Raw genomic sequence first — 19622 nt, 5'->3', positions numbered from 1 at the left:
CAGGCGGCGTCGGTGCTTAGAAAGAGGCAACAGGGATTGCCTCCACCGACCGTCACATGCCAGGGATGGCATGTGCCGAGCGCCACATGGATGTGCTTGCAGCGTGTCGGCGGAGGTGACCCTGTGGCCTCTGTGCTGCATCGTAACAGGCTCAGGCCGCGACCATGCCGTGGGGGTCTATCACGAATTTCTTGGCCACGCCGCCGTCGAAATCGGCGTAGCCCTGCACCGCCTGATCCAGAGAGTTAGGGGGCGCGAAGCGCCTTGCACCGGAGGTATTGCCGTGACGAGCCGTTTCAGCCTGCTCGAACATCCAGTTGAAGTGGTTATGTGAATGTTCGCAACAGGCTGAAACGACGAGTGTTACGTCCCGCAGCGTGTCGGTGGAGATGGTCCTGTCGCCGCTTCGCTACGTAAAATCAGACTGTCGGACTTGTGACTAAAGAGTCAGCGCTATCACTCATCATTGAAATGCCGGTACTACGTGCTTTATGAACAGTTCCAAAGACCGCTTTTTCTCCTCATGAGACAGGCTGTTATCGGTCCAGAAACTGAACTCATCCACTCCCAACTCTTGGTAATGGCGAATACGGGCAATAATCTCTTCAGGAGTACCAATCATTGTATTTTTCCGGATGTTCTCCAGCTCAAACTCAGGTCGCTCCTTGAACTTTTCTTCAGGGCTAGGCGGCAGGATACCGTTGACAGGAGTCTGTTTGTTGCCAAACCAAGCATCAAAAGTCCGATAGAAGCGTGAAATGCCCGCTGCACCAACTTTCCAACCTTCCTTGTCTTCAGGGCTGTGAACAAAGGTATGACGTAACACCATCAGCTGTGGACGCGACACCTCAGGATTGTTAGCCACTGCCGTATCAAACTTGTGCTTCAGGTCGACGACCTCTTCATCCCCCTTCATCAGCGGAGTAACCATCACATTGCAGCCATTTTTGACTGCAAAATTGTGCGAATCCGGGTCCCGTGCCGCGATCCAAATTGGAGGATAAGGCTGCTGTAGCGGACGAGGAGACGAAGTAGACATGGGAAACTTCCAAATCGCACCATCATGAGCATAGTCCCCCTGCCACAGGGCTTTAACAGCAGGTACCATCTCACGTAAGTGCTGACCACCTTCGTTTGCAGGCATGCCATTAGCCAAACGATCAAACTCGTATTGATAGGCTCCCCGGGCAAGGCCGACTTCCATACGACCGTTGCTAATCACATCTAGCAAGGCGCATTCGCCAGCAACACGGATCGGGTGCCAAAACGGCGCAATGATGGTGCCAGCACCGAGACGGATCGTACTGGTACAGGCAGCAAGGTAAGCAAGCAGAGGCATAGGACTGGGCGAAATGGTGTAATCCATAGAATGGTGCTCGCCTATCCAGACAGTGGAGAAGCCACCGGCTTCAGCCATCAGCGTCAGTTCAGAAAGGTTTTCAAAAAGCTCTCGATGGCTTACTTCCTCATCGTAACGTTCCATGTGAACGAATAGTGAAAATTTCATAATTCTGTCCTCAAGCCTGTGAATGGATGGCCTGGCTTGGCCACATTGCTCAAATGTAACTGCACTGACAAGAGGCGAATCCAAGTAAACATGCCCTTTTACCACATGCAGCACAGTACGGATTATGGTATACCATAATACGGAATATCTTAAAAGAGCTTTAACCTTAATATCACATCCAGGAAGGAAAAGTGCTATGCGCATCAAACATAAGCTAGTTCTAATGTTCATCATCATGGCCAGTTTACCCGTCATGCTGGTTGCATTGCTGGTGGTGTTGAACCTGCGGGAAGCAGCAACAGCAGGATTCATAGATCAGAGCGGGCGAGAGATCCGCCAGGTGGAAAAGGGGATGCAGCTGTTTTTCGGAGGGATAGAAAATAATGTCAATTTTTTGGCAGCGCATCCCCTACTAAAAGGTATCGATGGCCAGCTCAAACGCTATCTCACCGCAGAAACCGCACTCCAGCCAGAAGGTACCCAAGAAAAGGCTCTTTTCGAGCTGTTCGATAGACTGGCTTCCAGTCATCCAAACTATGCATATGTCTCACTCGGAACCAAAGAGGGAGGGTATGTGTTCTGGCCAGGGGATCCTACGTTGAGCAATTATGATCCCCGGAACCGCCCGTGGTATCAGCACGCAATGGCTAATCCAGATAAGGTTTTGCGTACTGACGCCTACTACTGGGCCGATGATGACGTAGTACTGGTTAGTACGGTACGTAGTTTTGCCAATCACCTCGGTAATCAAGGTGGGGTGGTGAACATTGATGTATCCCTTCAGCAACTCACCGACATTATTCAGGGGGTCAAGCTTGGCGAGAGCGGTTACCTGATGCTGATTGAACGTAACGGCACCATCCTGGTCGATCCCAGTAATCCGGATAATAACTTCAAGCAATTGACCAATCTGGGAGACAGCTACGCTAGTCTAGCCTCCGCCGGTGACGGGGCACTGGAAGTTGAGCTGGGCGGAGAGCGCTATATGGCCAATGTGTATACCTCCGACAGTTTGGGCTGGCAATTCATTGGCCTGATCCAGGAGCAAGAAGTGATGGCTGGATCGACTCGGCTAACCTGGGTCATCTCACTGGTTACAGCCATAGCCGCATTGGGCTCCGCTATGCTCGGCATATTGTCCGCTATTCTGATCACAAAACCAATCCAGACGGTGACAAGCGGACTGGAAAATATCGCCTTGGGAGAGGGAGACCTTACCGCTAGATTGACAGTGAAAGGAAGTGACGAAACAGCCCAACTGGCCGGCTGGTTTAACCAATTTTTGGATTCCATTCGAAACCTTATTCAGCATATCGCTAACGCCTCCGGTCAAATCCATAACAGCTCCGGCTGCACTATCGAAGTGTCACAGAAACTGGCCGACGTTGCAGGACGCCAGCGGGAAGCGGTAGATATGGTTTCAACCGCTTTCCATGAGATGGTCATGACCACTAATGAAGTCGCACGCTCCAGCAGCCAAGCTGCCACGGCGGCTGACGATGGCCAAAACCAGGCCCATGCAGGACAAGAGTTGATGGTCGCTTCGGTAGAAAGTGTTAGGCGGCTATGCCTAGAGATCGAGCAAGCCGCCCAAGCTATGCAGCAACTTGAACAGGACAGTAACTCAATCCAGTCGATTCTTGGCACCATTAATGCCATCGCCGAACAAACCAACCTGCTAGCACTCAACGCTGCCATAGAAGCAGCCCGTGCAGGAGAACAAGGACGTGGATTTGCTGTGGTAGCCGATGAGGTGCGCTCCCTGGCCAAGAGAACGGCTAACTCTACTGTGGAAATAGAGGGGCTCCTGAGCCGATTGGCTCTGCGTACCCAAGAGACTGCAAGGCAAATGCACGGCAGCCTTGATGTCTCCCAGCAGACAGTGGTTTCGATTAGTGAAGCGCGAAGCAGCTTTGAGCGAATTCGTGAAGCTGTAGACCTGATCCGTGATATGAATACCCAGATTGCGACAGCTTCAGAAGAGCAGCACCAGGTAGCCACAGATATCAATCGACATATCGGTCTTATTCATCAAGATGCACAGCAGGTCGCTGAACTGGCCGAGTCAACCAAAAGCGATGCTCAAACCATTACCAATCTATCTGAAATACTGAATAGCCAGGTAAAACGCTTCAAGATTTGAATGTGGACAAGTAAGGGCTGCCATCCAGCCCTTACTTTCCGATTTTATTCATCAAAAGGAATGCTTTCAATTACTTCCAGATCATAACCGGTTAAGCCGGCGTATTTCAGGGGCGGCCCCAGGTGGCGCAACTTGCCTACACCCAGGTCTTGGAGAATCTGAGCCCCAGTCCCAACTTCCGAATAAATACGAGAGTGAGAACGGTTATATGGCCGTCGAGGCTGGGTAAGCTGCGGCACCCGCTCAAGTAGGGCCTGAGAGGACTCGTTATTAGCCAAGACTACGACCACTCCATGCCCAACTTCAGCAACCTTTTGCAACGCGGCCCACAAAGTCCAGTTTTTGGGGCCTGTATATTCTGCTCCGACTAAATCACGCAGTGGATCGATCACATGTACCCGGGTCAGTGTCGGCTGCTCACGCTGGATCTCCCCCATGACCATCGCCAGATGGACACCCCCCTCTATACGGTCCTCATAAGTCACCAAACGAAAAGTACCATGAACCGTAGGCAATTCGCGTTCTCCAATGCGAGTGACAGTATGTTCGGTACTGAGTCGATAGTGGATCAGATCGGCAATGGTGCCAATCTTGATGCCGTGCTGCTTGGCGAACGCTTCCAGCTCGGGACGACGAGCCATGGTGCCGTCCTCGTTCATGACCTCGACGATGACCGCAGCGGGTGTCAGTCCGGCCAGGCGCGCCAAATCACAACCGGCTTCGGTATGGCCGGCGCGGGTCAGTACCCCGCCCTCACGGGAGCGCAAGGGAAAAATATGCCCAGGCTGCACCAAATCTTCTGCACGTGCATCCGGCGCAACGGCGGTCAGGATGGTGTGCGCACGATCAGCGGCCGAAATGCCGGTAGTTACACCCCGAGCAGCTTCTATCGATACGGTAAAGGCGGTAGCAAACGGGCTGCCGTTATGTGGCACCATCGGTTGGAGATCAAGTCGCCGGCAGTGTTCTTCTGTCAATGTCAGGCAAATCAGCCCGCGTGCTTCGCGGGCCATGAAGTTGATATCCTCCGTGGTGCATTTTTCGGCGGCCAACAGCAGATCCCCTTCGTTTTCACGATCCTCGTCGTCAACCAGTAGCACCATCTTGCCCTGGCGAAAGTCTTCAATAATCTCTTCAATGCGATCAAATGACATACAGCTGCTCCTAGTCTGGATATTTCGCAGACTGGATGGTATACCATAACACCGTGTTATCGTAAACTCAGGAAGATGGATATGAAAGCGTACTGGATTGCTCACGTCGATGTGACAGACTCGGACAAGTACCGCGAATATACAAGTCTCGCGCCGGCTGCATTTGCAAAATACGGTGGCAGGATCTTGGCTCGTGGTGGGGAGACCAGGGCCTTGGAAGGGAGGGACACGCCGCAGCGCAGCGTGGTGATCGAATTCGACTCCTACACACAGGCAATGGCCTGTTACCACTCGGAAGAATACCAAAGAGCCAAAGCGTATCGTGAAGGTGTTGCGCAGGCCGAAGTGATCATTGTTGAAGGAGTTTAGGCATGAGGGAGCCCAGCCTGTCTCGGCTCCCTGAAGTGTCGCTTACTTGATAAAGTGCACCATGCCGGTATCGTCATTACCGACATAAATACCGAACACGCCGGCCTGGCGTTCCGTGATGTAGCGCTCGAGGATCTGGCGTATCGCCGGATAGCAGATGCCGTCCCAGGGGATCTCGTCCGCGCTGAAAAACCGGCAAGCCGCAGTTTCCGGGCCATGCTGTCCGGTGATCTCCAGCACCACGGCACGGAAGATAATGTACACCTCGTTGATCATCGGCACGCTGAAAATCGAATAGGGCGAGATGATCTCGGCACGCACCCCGCTTTCTTCCCAAACCTCTCGCAAGGCAGCCTGTTCCGTCGTTTCTCCGTTTTCCAGAAATCCCGCAGGCAACACCCAGGCTCCGGCGTTGGGAGGAATGGCTCGTTGACACAGCAGGTATTTCCCTTCCTGCTCTACAATGCAGCCGGTGATAACCTTGGGATTTTCATAATATATATGACCACATTCACGGCACATCAGCCGCTCGTGGGTATCTCCAGCCGGCCAGCCTCGGTACAGGTCACCGGCACCACACTGAGAGCAGAAACGAGGAACCATGCGGGTTACTCCTTCACACGTGGATCTTTCTGGAAGATCGGTGCCACCACCTCTCTTGATGTGTCGTCCTCATCCCCCTGGGACTTCAGATAATCAAGCGCCACTTTGGCCGCGGCCCGCACATGATCAACCGATGCCTGGTGGGCAGCGATGGGGTCGCCACTTCGGATGGCGGCGACGATACGCTCCATTTCCTGATTGCTGGTTGCTCGCCGATTGACCTGCGAAACCGTCGTCGCACGCAGATAACTTATCCTGGCCTGCAACTGCCGTAGCTGCACAGCGGCGATCCGGTTGCCCGCACCTTCCATTAAAACGTCATAAAATCCCTGAACCGACTCCAGCACCTCCTGGAGATCACCACTCTCAAGCACCTTGCGGTTTTTCTCCAGGGCCCGTTCCAGAGCGAGGATATCCCCGGGCTCGGAGTTCAAGGTGAACAACTGCACTATCAAGCCCTCGAGGACACAGCGGAGTTCATAGATATCTCGGGCATCCTCCAGCGTAATGATCGCGACACGGGGACCCTTTCCACCATCGAATTCAACCAGCCCCTCCGACTCCAGATGGCGCAGGGCTTCGCGCACGGAAGTGCGACTCACACCCAGGCGTTCGCACAGATCCCGCTCTACCAGCCGGTCCCCCGGTAATAATTGAAAGTTCATGATGGCGCTACGCAATTTATCAAGTACGATTTCGCGCAGGGTGACGGGGGTGCGATTTATCTTGAAGCTATCATCTAGTGGCTGGCGTTTCATGGTGTCCATTCAGGTTGGTGCTATTTCAAGTACAGGGAAGTTACCTCAAGGCGATCCGAAGTAACTCCACTGGCGTCTGGTGGCTAGTTCTGCTTTTCAATGTCCGCTTCTTCGAAAACCTCACGGGCAATACGAAAGCTGTCGATGGCTGCCGGGATCCCGCAGTAGATGCCGACCTGCAGCAGGACTTCGCGGATCTGCTCACGGCTCAAGCCGTTGCGCAGTGCTCCATGGATGTGCAACTTCAGCTCATGAGGCCGGTTCAGCGCTGCGATCATAGCCAAGTTTATCATGCTGCGCTCTTTGAGCAACAAACCCTCTCGACCCCAAATATGTCCCCAACAATACTCGGTGACCATTTCCTGCAACGGAAGACTGAACTCATCGGCATTCCGGATCGAGTTGTTCACGTATACCTCACCCAGAACCCGGGTGCGGATCTCCAATCCTTTGGCATACTTGTCATTAGTCATGGCATATCCTCGGCGGCTTAAAGCCCCCCCATCAGTGCGTACTTGATTTCCAGGTAGTCTTCGATACCGTACTTTGAGCCTTCGCGCCCCAGCCCCGATGCCTTGACACCCCCGAATGGAGCGACTTCGGTTGAAATCAACCCTTCGTTGACGCCCACCATGCCATATTCCAACGCTTCGGTCATACGCCAGGCGCGTCCCAGATCACGGGTATAACAGTAGGCGGCCAATCCGTACTCTGTATCATTGGCCAGGCTGACGGCCTGCTCCTCGGTCTCGAAGCGGAAGACCGCAGCCAGGGGACCAAAAGTTTCCTCATGGGCCACTTTCATGTCCGGCGTCGCTCCCGTCAGCACGGTCGGCGGAAAAAAGCCATGTCCCAACGGGTGGCGCTCACCTCCGCAGACCAGCCTGGCCCCCAGCGCAAGGGCATCCCGCACGTGCTCTTCGACCTTGCTGACCGCCCGTTCATTGATCAGCGGTCCAATTTTGACACCGTCGCCGAAGCCGTCACCGACCGTCAGTTCAGCAACCCGTTCGGCCAAACGGGCCACGAAGGCGTCATGAATACCGCTTTGCACCAGGAAGCGATTGACACAAACGCAGGTCTGCCCGGCATTGCGATACTTGGCGATGAGCGCTCCCTCCACTGCTCGTTCCAGATCCGCGTCGTCGAACACAATGAAAGGTGCATTACCGCCAAGCTCCAGCGATACTTTCTTGAGGGTTTCGGCACACTGTGCCATCAGCAGCTTGCCGACGGGGGTGGAGCCGGTGAAAGACAACTTGCGCACATCCGCGCTGGCGGTTAACTCACCACCGATCGCAATGGCGTCGCCGGTCACCACATTTATGATACCGGCAGGTATCCCCGCTTGCCCGGCAAGGTCGGCCATGGCCAACGCCGTAAGGGGGGTCTCTGGAGCGGGCTTGATAATGCAAGGGCAACCCGCGGCTAGCGCGGGCCCTACCTTGCGGGTAATCATAGCCGCAGGAAAATTCCAGGGAGTAATGGCGGCGGCGACGCCAATCGGTTGTTTGGTCACGACGATTCTGGCGTCAGCCTTGTGACTGGGAATGGTGTCGCCGTATATTCTCTTGGCTTCTTCGGCAAACCACTCGATAAAGCTGGCTGCATAAAGAATTTCTCCCTTGGCCTCGGCCAGTGGTTTCCCCTGCTCCAGGGTAAGGATTTCGGCCAGGGCATCTGCCTGCTCCAGGAGCAGTGCATGCCAGCACTTGAGCAGTTCACTGCGCTCCTTGCCGGTACGGTTACGCCAGGCAGGCCAGGCCCGGTTGGCGGCATCAATGGCCATACGGGCTTCCGCTGCCCCCATATCGGGAACATAACCAATAGTCTCCCCATTGGCCGGGTTGACAACAGGATTCGTTTTCCCACTAAAAGCATCCAGCCACTGGCCATCAATATAGGCTTGCCGGCGAAACAATTGATTCATATAAACGCCCTTACTCTAAAACACTATTCCTGATTGCAACGCAGCTTACGTTTAAACTCTTTTTACGAGTTTAGCATGATGCTGCGTATTAATATCAGACGACGGCCGGAACCGAACTCAATCTCCCACGATGATAAAGCATCGGAGCGACGTCATCCCTAGATAGAATGAGATTTTTCACTTCTCCCACAATGATGGCATGATCACCCCCCTCATATTCTCGCCAGAGCTCACACTCTATCACCGCGACAGCACGATCCAGTATTGGGTTACCCAGATCACTTAAATACCAATCAATACCTACCGCTTTATCTTTTCCCTTTTTAGCGAAGGCATAGGCTTCTGTTTGCTGCCCCGAGCTTAACAGATGAATAGCAAATCTTTTGCTATCACGCAGTATCGGATAGGTATCCGATGAATAGTTGGGACAAAACAAAACCAGCGCAGGGTCCAGAGATAAAGAACTGAATGCGCTGGCGGTTATTCCGACAATGTCACCGTCGGCATCCAGTGTGGTAACCACGGTGACACCGGAAGGAAAAGAGCCCATCACCTCTTTGAATACATTGGCATCAATCATCTTCGTTACTCCATTCAACGCATGACAAAAGGGTCTGAAATTGGTTGCTGCGACAAATTAATCCAGACCGTCTTTAGCTCGGTATAAGCCAGCACGGAGTCAATTCCACTTTCCCGACCATAACCACTGTTGCCAAAACCACCTATCGGCGCCATGGCGGAAACGGCACGGTAGGTATTAACCCAGACGATACCGGAACGGACATCACGGGCTATACGGTGCGCCCGCCCCAGATCCCGGGTCCAGATACCGGCCGCCAGACCAAATTGCGAGTCATTGGCTATTGCCAATGCTTCTGCTTCAGTCTTGAAACGTATCACCGATGCTACCGGACCAAACACCTCTTCCTGCATGATCTTCATCGAGCTGCTATCACATTCGAATAACGTAGGCTCGAAATACCAGCCTTTGGTATCCGTCCGGGGACGTTTTCCCCCGCAAAGCAGACGGGCACCTTCAGACACTGCCTCCGCCACCAGTCCCTCGACAACTGCAAGCTGCTGGGCTGTGGCCATCGGCCCCATTTCACTGCTGTCATCCTGCGGATTGCCGATGCAAATGCGCTTGGCACGCTGTACCAGGCGTTCGACGAATTCGTCGTAGATGTCGTCCTGTATCAGCAAGCGCGAGCCGGCCACACAGCTTTGCCCAGAGGCGGCATAAATACCGGCGACAACCCCATTGACGGCACTGTCCAGATCCGCGTCGGCGAAGATGATGTTGGGAGACTTTCCACCCAGCTCAAGAGACAGCTTGGCAAAGTTATCCGCACTGCTGCGTACAACATGCCGTGCTGTTGCCGCCCCCCCTGTAAACGCAATTTTACGTACCAGGGGATGGCGAGTCAGGGCAGCACCGGTGCCCGGACCATAGCCGGTGACGACATTCACCACCCCGGGAGGGAAACCGGCTTGCAAGGCCAGCCTTGCCAACTCCAATATGGTTGCCGACGCATGTTCAGAGGGCTTAAGAACAATAGTGTTGCCGGCTGCCAGGGCTGGTGCCAATTTGATTGCCGTCAGATACAGAGGGCTGTTCCACGGAATAATGCCGGCCACTACCCCCAACGGCTCATGAACGGTGTAGGCAAACATGTCCGGCTTGTCGATGGGAAGTGTCCCTCCCTCCAGCTTATCTGCCAGCCCTGCGGTGTAATAAAAAAACTCAGGGAGATAACCGAGTTGACCACGGGTCTCGCGGATTAATTTACCGTTGTCACGGCTTTCCAACTGGGCCAGCCGCTCCTTGTTCTCGGCAAGCAGGTCACCGAGACGCCGTAACAGCTTTCCACGTCCGGTCGCGGTCAGACTGCGCCATGACGGGTTTCCGAACGCACGCTGGGCCGCCTGGACGGCACGATCGACATCCTCTTCATCGGCATCGGGCAATATCGCCCAGGGCTCGGCCAGTGCCGGATTAAAACTTTCAAATACTTTCCCGGAGTGCGCATCGACCCATTCACCATCGATACACATTTGGAAGCGTTCCAGCGTCATATTGCTACCCTCTCTTCTTTGTGACTGGAGCCGTGAACCCTGCAAAGGAAATCGAGCAGCAGTTGGTTGACCATGCGGGGAGATTCGACGGGCATCATATGCCGCTGCTCAGGCAACACGGCACACTCAGCACCGGGAATGCGTTCGGCCAGTGCACGCGCCATGTCCGGAGTGGAACCCGGATCCAGCTCGCCGGTAGCGATCAAGGCCGGCACTCGGATGCTTCCGAGTTCATCAACACGATACATGTCCTGGGTCGCAAACAATCCGTAAGTAGTGAGGTATCCCTCCGGATCATTGGTCGCGAGGGTCTTCCGGATAGCATCGATCTGGGCCGGATTCGCGGCACGATATTCGTGGCTGAACCAACGGGCCAGAGCCTCGTCCGCATTGGCTCCCGGACCCGACTCCGCAACTTGGATGGTCCGAGCTATAACTCCAGCCCGCTGCTCATCGGTACGATTGAAAACACTGTTTAAGATCACTAGGCTGTTCAGCCCTTCCGGGTGAGTCAACGCATAGGCGCGAGCCACCAGCCCCCCCATGGAAAACCCGACAATGGTCGCGCTGTCGATTTCCAAGTGATCAAGCAACTCTCGCAATTGCCGGGCATAGGCCTGGAGTCCACCTTCAGAATGAGGAAGTGGGCTATCACCATGGCCAAGCATGTCATAGGCAATAACCCGGTACCGGGAAGACAAACCGACGATCTGCCCTCCCCACATCTCCTTATTGAGGCCGACGCCGTGGATAAGAACAACGGGGTGACCTTGACCACTCGCCAGGTAACTGGTGCCTGCGGGTGTGTATTTAGCTGTTAGCCGCATCTTTGCTGATTCCCCGGACTGTGGTGGTTATTGCGACTGCTCGCTAGCGAGTTCTTCCAGATCGATGTAACGATTGCCGATCCTCGGATGCAGGCGGCCACCATCAGCGGCGCCCAGCACCACAACAATTTCGTCGGCGCGAGGAGCGTCCTCGATCTGCATTTCCAAAGTGATGTAGTGCGAGCGCAACCCCTCGTCATCCTTGTGCATCATCGGGATCTGGATAGAAGTACCGGGACCACCGCGTTTGTTGGTAAAAGAAAGATAGGATTTGGCATCGACCGCCTGGCGGTAGTGGTTGCCAAAACGCAGAGTATGGATCACCGCCGAAGCATGCTCGATTTCACCATCGGCCCCCACGATCGCAGCCTTGCCGTAAGCTTCGATTCTGCCCGCCCCACCAATAGCCGAAACCAGACGCTCGACCATCAGGGCGCCCAAATCAGAGCAATTGGCCTTGATTTCAGGCTTCAGATCTTCAACAAAACCACGCCCTAGCCAAGGATTCTTGATAACCACGGCCAGACCCACCATGGTCACCGGCCGGTCCGTAGCCTTGCCACCTTCGATACGGGTTTCCTCGCTATAAGTCACTATCTTTCGAATTTCAAAACTCATGATGATGCTCCTTTCTGGGATGTAGTGCCGGTAACCCGGACTGCTATATGGTATACCATAATACAGAGTACGCAAGTCAAGCATCAATTTGCATCCGTATGCGGCTCCTTGTCCCGGACCACTCCACACAGGCTCCCCAGCCTCGGCAAGCTCGCCTTCTCCCTCTTCGTTCCCGGCCCCCCTGCACCGTTATATGTGACACATGACTCAATGTTAAAAAATTGGGCATTGAAAGATTAAACGATATGATGGTATACCATATTACAGGCTGATTATCTCTCCTACACCAGCGGGTCGGAGGGCATATCAGGGAGTTCAGGAATCACACTCGGCCTTGCTATGCCGCCCGAGTGACTTTCAAAAGGAATCAATTGGGTATGGCTGCAACAGGTTACAGCCCGTTGGTTCGAGGAAATAAGGACAAGGAGATGACAGTGAGTGACCGTCTTATGAAGCGCCTGGAGCCTATGCTTGCGGGCGTCAATCCAACCATGGCCATAGCCTCGGTCGCTATGGTGTTTGTTTTCGTACTTTTCACGGTAACCAATGCCGAACTGGCCAACGAGATTTATTCAGGCACCAAAGCGTGGATTGAAGGATCTCTCGGTTGGTACTACGTGGCGGTAGTCGGCGCCGTACTGTTCTTCACCTTCTGGGTTGGCTTGAGCCGTTATGGCAACCTCAAGCTGGGCAAGGATGACGAGCAGCCCGAGTTCAGTAATTTTTCCTGGTTTTCAATGCTGTTCAGTGCCGCTGTTGGTACCGGATTGCTTTTCTGGAGCATCGCGGAACCGCTCATGCACATGCAAGGCAATCCATTCATGGAGATGGCAGGTGTCGAAACGAACAGCTCCGAATCGGCTCAAATCGCGCTGCGCATCACCATGCTCCATTGGGGACTCCATGGCTGGAGTATCTATATCCTGATGGGTCTGGCGCTCGCCTATTTTACCTACCGGCACGGATTGCCTCTCACAATCCGATCCGCACTGTACCCCATTCTCGGAAAACGGATCCATGGACCCATAGGGCATGCAGTGGATCTCCTGGCCATTTTCAGTACCCTGTTCGGAACCGCTACGACGCTGGGACTCGGTGTATCCCAGATGAATGCCGGATTGAACTACATTTTCGGCTGGGAAATTTCCACTACCAACCAGGTATTGCTGATTGCTGTCACTTCCGTTGTGGCAACGCTTTCGGCGGTATCCGGCGTCCGTAAAGGCATTCTCTGGCTGAGCGAATGGAATATCCGTCTGAGCAGCATTCTGTTCCTGTTCCTGCTCTTGGCAGGACCGACGGTTTTCCTACTCGGCCTCTACGCCACAAGCATCGGCGATTACCTGGCCAACTTCATCCCGATGGGATTGTGGACCGACGCGGACCAGAGCCGGCAATGGCAAGGCTGGTGGACCATCTTTTACTGGGGCTGGTGGCTGTCCTGGGGCCCGTTCGTCGGCATGTTCATCGCCCGGATCTCTCGCGGCCGGACTGTTCGCCAGGTTGTCATTGGGGGCATGCTGGCCTCAACCCTCGGCGCCTTCTTGTGGATTGTGATCATGGGTGGCACCGGAGTCTACATGCAGCTCCACGGCTCGGATTTAGCCAGTGTCGCCAATCAGGACTTGACCATGGTGCTCTATAAAACCATCGAGAGCCTGAACATTCATTGGGCAACGCTGCCGATGGCGGCATTGGCGACACTGATGATCGTCAGCTGGTTTGTGACCTCGGCCGACTCGGCGACCTTGGTTATCTGTACAATCCTCTCTTCCGGAGACGAAAGTCCACCCAAACGTTACCGCGTGATCTGGGGCCTTGGTCTTGGTGCCCTGGCAGCCGTACTGCTGCTTGCCGGTGGACTACAGGGGTTACAGGCGGCAACCATAGCGGCGGCATTGCCATTCTCGCTCGTGTTGCTTGTTATCTGTTACTGTCTGGCGAAAGCGTTCCATCGTGAGGAAGGCCACTTGGCGTTGACCAACTGCCATGCTGAAGCGGAAGCTGGAAAAATCAGCAAGCCCATTATTTCAACGCATGCAACAGGCCAGCAGATAAAATAAAAACAAGGTCACAGGGGTCCATGTTAATGGGCTCCTCTGGCCTTCCCCAGTAAAGCCTCCCAACCGCCCCCAGCTATCCCGTACCCGCCTCCATTATGGGGAAGCCACTCAGGTCGAGCCTGAGGCAACGGGACACAAACCGCTTGTTCATTACCGCAGGTCGCCGAGGCTCGGCGTTGCCTGCCACGCGATGAACATCGCACCGGCAACACCTTTACATCACGAATTCCGGCCCCTGCGTCCGATGGCCATAAAGCTGCTCGCGCAAGCCTCCGAGCAATCCCTGCAGCGTGTTAACGAGGTAGCTGGTGAACTTTTCCTTGGCCAATGTCCGTTCGAACACATCGGCTGGCAAAAAACGCCGCATTTCATCGGTAAAGGAGGAACTGGCTACAATGCCGGGCAGCGACTGGATCCGTTGCTCCAGCAATGGCTCGAAGTTCGTGATCCGATAGTCGGCAAGCTTGTTGGCAACCAAATCCGCATCGAGGCTGGCCCCTTGTTGCAGCAGCCAGGTTAAGTCCCAGAGATCGCGATGACGCACGTACTTCTGTGTCGCCGGCAAGGCAACCAGCTTGTCGGCCATCACTTCGCTCAGGGTCTCGGTGTAAATGAGGGTGTCTTCATAACCATCGGGCAGAAAATCGTAGTTGTTGCGCAGTGGCAACGGCGTCCTGGTATAGGCCGGGACGCCGGCCACCTCGATCTTGATCCGCTGCTTGGGCACGCCTTTGCGTTCGGGAGCAGTGACAATGGCAACCTGCCACTTGTCTACCCTCAACTCGGCGTATTTGGGATCCTGCCGGAGCGATCCCGGCTCCCTTACGCTGACCTCCAGCCCGTATCGGGCGCCGATATAGTCCTCTATACATTGCTTCATGTCCGTCAGATGATGGCTCGAAAAATCCCTACCGCCGGCGAAATCCAGATCTTCGCTAAAGCGGCTGCCACCATGACAAAGGCGCAGCGAGGTTCCCCCCTGAAATACCAGTTGATCCAGCAGTCCTTCCCGGTCGAGGCAGAACAGGATGTCATAATGCAGCAATTCCTTTTCGATGACTGGTCTCATATGGGATACAGCAGCGTTCTGCATCGCCCTGTCGACCAGGGCGATGAAATCTTCCGGTTCAATCTTCATTGAGAGCCTCTTCGTCGACCAGATGGGTGTTTCTTCCGACCCGTTTAAGATCACGATAAGCGACCTGCTTGCTTGCCAGACGCAGTGGCCGGCCTACCTGATGGAGATGCTCAAGCAGATCCCTTACCGGCCTCTTGGTGTGGGTGAACTCTATCACCCCGAAGGGAGTCTTGTACTCGCCTTTGCGGCCTGTGCTCATCACCGTCAGGCGATCGATGGGAATTTGCGAGATAACACCATATTCGGACAGCGCCGATTCCAGACTCACATAGTTGTACTCTCCCCGGCGCATAGCCTTGGCAATCAGTTCCAGGGTGTGCAGCCCCTTGTGCCGAGACAGGGTGAAGACATAGATCCCCTTGGTTGCCCGAGTCAACACCCCATGCTTGACCAGTCGCTGCAGGCTGGCCTGGAAGGCGCGCTCCCCATCCTCCGGAAACAGCTTGCCAAGATCCCGGCTGGTAAACACATAGCGGCCTTGCTGATCCAGGACGGCGAGGCGTTGTATGGCGGTGCTTTGATGCATGCAAGGTCTCAAGTGTACAGATAAAACATATATTAATGTTATTTAAGTCCATATAATAACCAGCACATCAAGTGGACGCAAATACCACCTATAAGTAATTTACCTGAATACTTAATACTTCACTGACTCGCTGGATGTGCAGAAGTCCGGCAGCCGCTGTTAGTAGTTTCCTGCCACGCGAAAACATAGGGTTAAAACGAAAGGATGGGATTAGGAATGTCTCAGGCGCCTCGCTTCAACGTCGTGCCACCCCATAGCGGGCGGGCCGCCCGCGCCCCATCACGGCATGTCCCGGTCAGGTATAGATAACGCCGTCGCCCTGGCGGGCGAAGCCGATAAGGTTGAGCCCGGCGGCGCGGGCCTGGTCGATGGCGAGCGAGGTGGGGGCCGACACCGCCACCAGGGTGGCGGCGCCGAGCACGGCGCACTTGTGCACCATTTCATAGCTGGCCCGACTGGTGACGATGACGAAGGCCGGTGTGACCTGGACGCGCGCCAGGGCGCCCACCAGCTTGTCGAGCGCGTTGTGCCGGCCCACGTCTTCCCGCGCCGCCAGCAGGTTTCCCTCTGCGTCGAACCCCGCCGCCGCATGGGTGGCGCCGCTCTGGTAATGGAGCGGCTGCCGGTGGCGGAGTTCGGCAAAGGCGCGGTCGATGACGGCCCGCGCCGGCACCGGACCCGGGCTGACGGCGCACACCGGCGCCACCGCCTCGGCCAGGGATTCGGTGCCGCACAGGCCGCAGCCGGTGCGGCCACTCAGGCTGCGCCGCCGGGCCTTGAGCCGGAAGAAACACTCGGCGGCCAGCTCTATCTCCAGCCGCAGACCCTTGGGGTCGGCGTTGACCTCCACCCCGTAGATCTGCCCCGGCCGCTCGACGATGCCCTCGGTCAGGCTGAACCCCAGGGCAAAGTCCTCCAGATCCAGGGGGCTTGCCATCATCACCGCGTGGGAGATGCCGTTGTACACCAGGGCCACCGGCACCTCTTCCGCCACCCAGTCCTGGCCCTGGCCGCCGCTGAGACGGCCTACCCTGGCTTCCACCAGGCCGGGTTCGGGAGCCGAGGTCTTGGGTTTGGGCTGTGCCATGGGCTCGTCCTCCTCAGTCTCCATGCCGGGCAAAGGCCAATTGCTCCCGGGTAAAGTCGTAGAAGCGTTGTTGCCAGTCCGACAGCGCCCGGGGCGCCTCGGCCGTCACCTGCACCGCCGTCACCTTGTATTCCGGGCAGTTGGTGGCCCAGTCCGAGTTGTCGGTGGTGATCACGTTGGCCCCGCTGTGCGGGAAGTGGAAGGTGGTGTACACCACCCCCGGCTGCATCCGGGTGCTGTGCTGCGCCCGCAGCACGGTACGCCCGGTGCGGCTGTCGATGCTCACCGGCTGGCCGTCCGCGATGCCACGAGCGGCGGCGTCGTGGGGATGGATTTCCAGTACGTCCTCGCCGTGCCACACGTTGTTGTCGGTGCGCCGGGTCTGGGCCCCCACGTTGTACTGGCTGAGGATCCGCCCCGTGGTCAGCAGCAGCGGGTAGCGCTCACTCACCTGCTCGGTGGTGGGGATGAACTCGGTCACCACCATCCGCGCCCGGCCGATGGGGAACTGCTCTTCGTGCATCACCGGGGTTCCGTCGGGGTGCTCGGCGTTGCAGGGCCACTGGATGCTGCCGAGCCGCTCCAGCTTGTCGTAGCTGACCCCGGTGAAGGACGGCGTCAGGGCGGCGATCTCGTCCATGATCTCGGAAGGGTGATCGTAGTGCATGGGGTAGCCCAGGGCGTTGGCCAGATCCATGGTCACTTCCCAGTCCTCCTTGCCCGCCAGCGGCGTCATCACCTTGCGCACCCGGTTGATGCGCCGCTCGGCGTTGGTGAAGGTGCCGTTCTTCTCGAGGAAGCTGGCGCCGGGCAGGATCACGTGGGCGAACTTGGCAGTCTCGTTGAGGAAAATGTCCTGCACGATCAGCAAATCGAGGGCGCGCAGCGCCGCCTCCACGTGCTGGGTGTTGGGATCCGACTGGGCGATGTCCTCCCCCTGCACATACATGGCCTTGAAGCGGCCCTCGATGGCGGCGTCGAACATGCGCGGGATGCGCAGGCCCGGCTCGGGATCCAGGGTCGCGCCCCAGGCGGCCTCGAAGCGGCCGCGCACGGCGGCGTCGGTCACCGGCTGGTAGCCGGGCAGTTCGTGGGGGAAGGAGCCCATGTCGCAGGAGCCCTGTACATTGTTCTGGCCGCGCAGCGGGTTCACCCCCACCCCGGGCCGGCCGATGTTGCCGGTGGCCAGGGCCAGGTTGGCGATGCCCATGACGGTGGTGGAGCCCTGGCTGTGCTCGGTGACGCCCAGCCCGTAGTAGATGGCGCCGTTGCCGGCACCACCGTAAAGCAGGGCCGCTTCGCGGATACGTCGGGCGGGCACGCCGATGATGTCCGCCACCGCCTCGGGGGCATGGCGCGGCTCCAGGATGAAGTCGCGCCAGGCCTGGTATTCCTCGGGGGCACAGCGTCCGGCGATAAAGTCGTGGTCCTCCAGCCCTTCGGTCACGATCACGTGGGCCAGGGCGTTGACCAGCGCCACGTTGGTGCCCGGGCGGATCGGCAGGTGGATGGCCGCCCCGGTATGGGGGCTGTCGAGCAGGTCGATATGGCGCGGATCCGCCACGATCAGCCGGGCGCCCTGGCGCAGCCGCTTGCGCAGCAAGGAGCCGAACACCGGGTGGGCGTCGGTAGGGTTGGCGCCGATCACCAGGATGCAGTCCGCCTTGAGCACCGAATCGAAGTCCTGGGTGCCCGCCGACTCGCCCAGGGTCATCTTGAGGCCGTAGCCGGTGGGGCTGTGGCACACCCGGGCGCAGGTGTCGGTGTTGTTGTTGCCGAGCGCGGCCCGCACCAGCTTCTGCACCAGGTAGGTTTCCTCGTTGGTGCAGCGCGACGAGGTGATGCCGCCTACGCTGTGGCGACCGTGCCTGGCCTGCACTTCCTTGAGCCTGCGGGCGGCGAAGCCGATGGCTTCGTCCCAGCTCACCTCACGCCAGGGCTGGTCGATATGGTCGCGGATCATCGGCGTGGTCAGCCGGTCCTTGTGGGTGGCGTAGCCGAAGGCGAAGCGCCCCTTGACGCAGGAGTGGCCGTGGTTGGCCTGGCCGCCCTTCCAGGGAGTCATGCGCACCAGCTGGTCGCCCTTCATCTCCGCCTTGAAGGAGCAGCCCACACCGCAGTAGGCGCAGGTGGTCACCACGCTGTGCTCGGGCTGGCCCTGCTCGATCACCGACTTCTCGGTGAGGGTGGCGGTGGGGCAGGCCTGCACGCAGGCGCCGCAGGACACGCAGTCGGAGCCCAGGAAGTCGGTGCCCTTGCCGGTGGATACCTGGGAGTCGAAGCCCCGCCCCTGGATGGTGAGGGCGAAGGTGCCCTGCACCTCGCCGCAGGCGCGCACGCAGCGGGAGCAGAGGATGCACTTGCTGGCGTCGAAGGTGAAATAGGGGTTGGACTCGTCCTTGCCCAACGCCAGGTGGTTTTCGCCGGCAAAGCCGTAGCGCACCTCGCGCAGGCCCACGGCACCCGCCATGTCCTGCAGCTCGCAGTCGCCGTTGGCCGGGCAGGTCAGGCAGTCGAGCGGGTGATCGGAAATATAGAGCTCCATGATGTTACGGCGCAGCCTGGCCAGGGCCTGGCTCTGGCTGCGCACCACCATGCCCTCGGCCACCGGCGTGGTGCAGGAGGCATGAAAGCCGCGCCGGCCTTCGATCTCGACCGTGCACAACCGGCAGGAACCAAAGGACTCCAGGCTGTCAGTGGCGCACAGTTTGGGGATGTTGATGTCCACCAGGGCGGCGGCGCGCATCACCGAGGTGCCTTCGGGCACGGTCACCTCGACGCCATCGATGTTCAGGGAGACCAGGGTGGCCGACTCGACGGCCG

Annotated in this window: 18 protein-coding genes; 3 read left to right on the top strand and 15 right to left on the bottom strand. The window is 57.1% G+C overall.

Annotation, left to right across the window (positions count from 1 at the left end):
* Positions 1 to 151 precede the first annotated feature (151 nt).
* Both C7I36_RS17490 and C7I36_RS16550 read right to left on the bottom strand, forming a co-directional pair.
* Complete coding sequence (locus tag C7I36_RS17490; protein WP_181256423.1) at positions 152 to 313, bottom strand: hypothetical protein; 162 nt, start codon at positions 311 to 313, stop codon at positions 152 to 154.
* 150 nt (positions 314 to 463) lie between these two features.
* The gene (locus C7I36_RS16550) at positions 464 to 1507 is read right to left on the bottom strand and encodes an LLM class flavin-dependent oxidoreductase (protein ID WP_106454783.1); all 1044 of its coding nucleotides are present in this window, start codon (positions 1505 to 1507) and stop codon (positions 464 to 466) included.
* A 196-nt stretch (positions 1508 to 1703) separates the two neighbouring features.
* Between C7I36_RS16550 and C7I36_RS16545 the strand changes: the two genes are divergently transcribed.
* Positions 1704 to 3650, top strand: coding sequence for a methyl-accepting chemotaxis protein (locus tag C7I36_RS16545; protein ID WP_106454782.1), 1947 nt, complete (start codon positions 1704 to 1706; stop codon positions 3648 to 3650).
* Positions 3651 to 3694: 44 nt separating this feature from the next.
* Here C7I36_RS16545 and ribBA read toward each other — a convergent pair whose 3' ends face one another.
* Positions 3695 to 4804: a bifunctional 3,4-dihydroxy-2-butanone-4-phosphate synthase/GTP cyclohydrolase II gene (ribBA, locus tag C7I36_RS16540; RefSeq protein ID WP_106454781.1), complete on the bottom strand. Its 1110-nt coding sequence runs from the start codon at positions 4802 to 4804 to the stop codon at positions 3695 to 3697.
* 81 nt (positions 4805 to 4885) lie between these two features.
* Here ribBA and C7I36_RS16535 point away from each other — a divergent pair, with 81 nt between their 5' ends.
* A complete protein-coding gene (locus C7I36_RS16535) occupies positions 4886 to 5173 on the top strand; it encodes a DUF1330 domain-containing protein (RefSeq protein WP_106454780.1) in 288 nt (95 codons plus the stop codon).
* A 42-nt stretch (positions 5174 to 5215) separates the two neighbouring features.
* Here the strand turns inward: C7I36_RS16535 and C7I36_RS16530 are convergent, their stop codons facing one another.
* The 8 genes from C7I36_RS16530 to C7I36_RS16495 form a co-directional block, all read right to left on the bottom strand.
* Positions 5216 to 5776 (bottom strand): NUDIX hydrolase, encoded by a 561-nt coding sequence (locus C7I36_RS16530; RefSeq protein WP_106454779.1) that lies wholly within the window; start codon positions 5774 to 5776, stop codon positions 5216 to 5218.
* 5 nt (positions 5777 to 5781) lie between these two features.
* Complete coding sequence (locus C7I36_RS16525; RefSeq protein WP_219899681.1) at positions 5782 to 6543, bottom strand: GntR family transcriptional regulator; 762 nt, start codon at positions 6541 to 6543, stop codon at positions 5782 to 5784.
* A 74-nt stretch (positions 6544 to 6617) separates the two neighbouring features.
* Positions 6618 to 7007, bottom strand: coding sequence for a carboxymuconolactone decarboxylase family protein (locus C7I36_RS16520; protein WP_106454778.1), 390 nt, complete (start codon positions 7005 to 7007; stop codon positions 6618 to 6620).
* Positions 7008 to 7024: 17 nt separating this feature from the next.
* Complete coding sequence (locus C7I36_RS16515) at positions 7025 to 8464, bottom strand: NAD-dependent succinate-semialdehyde dehydrogenase (RefSeq protein ID WP_106454777.1); 1440 nt, start codon at positions 8462 to 8464, stop codon at positions 7025 to 7027.
* Positions 8465 to 8558: 94 nt separating this feature from the next.
* Positions 8559 to 9044 carry a flavin reductase family protein gene (locus tag C7I36_RS16510; protein ID WP_106454776.1) on the bottom strand — a complete coding sequence of 162 codons (486 nt, stop codon included), beginning with the start codon at positions 9042 to 9044 and terminating at the stop codon, positions 8559 to 8561.
* Between the two features lie 14 nt (positions 9045 to 9058).
* Entirely contained in the window at positions 9059 to 10540 is a 1482-nt protein-coding gene (locus C7I36_RS16505) for an aldehyde dehydrogenase (protein WP_106454775.1), read from the bottom strand.
* Complete coding sequence (locus C7I36_RS16500) at positions 10537 to 11367, bottom strand: alpha/beta fold hydrolase (RefSeq protein WP_106454774.1); 831 nt, start codon at positions 11365 to 11367, stop codon at positions 10537 to 10539. The genes C7I36_RS16505 and C7I36_RS16500 overlap by 4 nt, the downstream gene beginning before the upstream one ends.
* Before the next feature lie 27 nt (positions 11368 to 11394).
* Positions 11395 to 11985 carry an amino acid synthesis family protein gene (locus C7I36_RS16495; RefSeq protein ID WP_106454773.1) on the bottom strand — a complete coding sequence of 197 codons (591 nt, stop codon included), beginning with the start codon at positions 11983 to 11985 and terminating at the stop codon, positions 11395 to 11397.
* Positions 11986 to 12362: 377 nt separating this feature from the next.
* Here C7I36_RS16495 and C7I36_RS16490 point away from each other — a divergent pair, with 377 nt between their 5' ends.
* Positions 12363 to 14048, top strand: coding sequence for a BCCT family transporter (locus tag C7I36_RS16490; RefSeq protein ID WP_245880151.1), 1686 nt, complete (start codon positions 12363 to 12365; stop codon positions 14046 to 14048).
* Positions 14049 to 14262: 214 nt separating this feature from the next.
* Here C7I36_RS16490 and C7I36_RS16485 read toward each other — a convergent pair whose 3' ends face one another.
* The 4 genes from C7I36_RS16485 to fdhF form a co-directional block, all read right to left on the bottom strand.
* The gene (locus C7I36_RS16485; RefSeq protein ID WP_106454772.1) at positions 14263 to 15186 is read right to left on the bottom strand and encodes a nucleotidyl transferase AbiEii/AbiGii toxin family protein; all 924 of its coding nucleotides are present in this window, start codon (positions 15184 to 15186) and stop codon (positions 14263 to 14265) included.
* The gene (abiEi, locus tag C7I36_RS16480; RefSeq protein ID WP_106454771.1) at positions 15176 to 15712 is read right to left on the bottom strand and encodes a type IV toxin-antitoxin system AbiEi family antitoxin; all 537 of its coding nucleotides are present in this window, start codon (positions 15710 to 15712) and stop codon (positions 15176 to 15178) included. The genes C7I36_RS16485 and abiEi overlap by 11 nt, the downstream gene beginning before the upstream one ends.
* A 295-nt stretch (positions 15713 to 16007) precedes the next feature.
* Positions 16008 to 16799: a formate dehydrogenase accessory sulfurtransferase FdhD gene (gene fdhD / locus C7I36_RS16475; protein ID WP_106454770.1), complete on the bottom strand. Its 792-nt coding sequence runs from the start codon at positions 16797 to 16799 to the stop codon at positions 16008 to 16010.
* 13 nt (positions 16800 to 16812) lie between these two features.
* Positions 16813 to 19622, bottom strand: a 2810-nt coding sequence (gene fdhF / locus C7I36_RS16470; protein ID WP_106454769.1) for a formate dehydrogenase subunit alpha, incomplete at its 5' end; no start/stop codon positions are given.

The organism is Zobellella taiwanensis (genome assembly GCF_003012795.1).
In the GTDB taxonomy this organism is placed as follows: Bacteria; Pseudomonadota; Gammaproteobacteria; order Enterobacterales; family Aeromonadaceae; genus Oceanimonas; species Oceanimonas taiwanensis.
The sequence above is the reverse complement of the archived record's forward strand: the minus strand, read 5'-3'. Positions and strand labels throughout refer to the sequence as shown.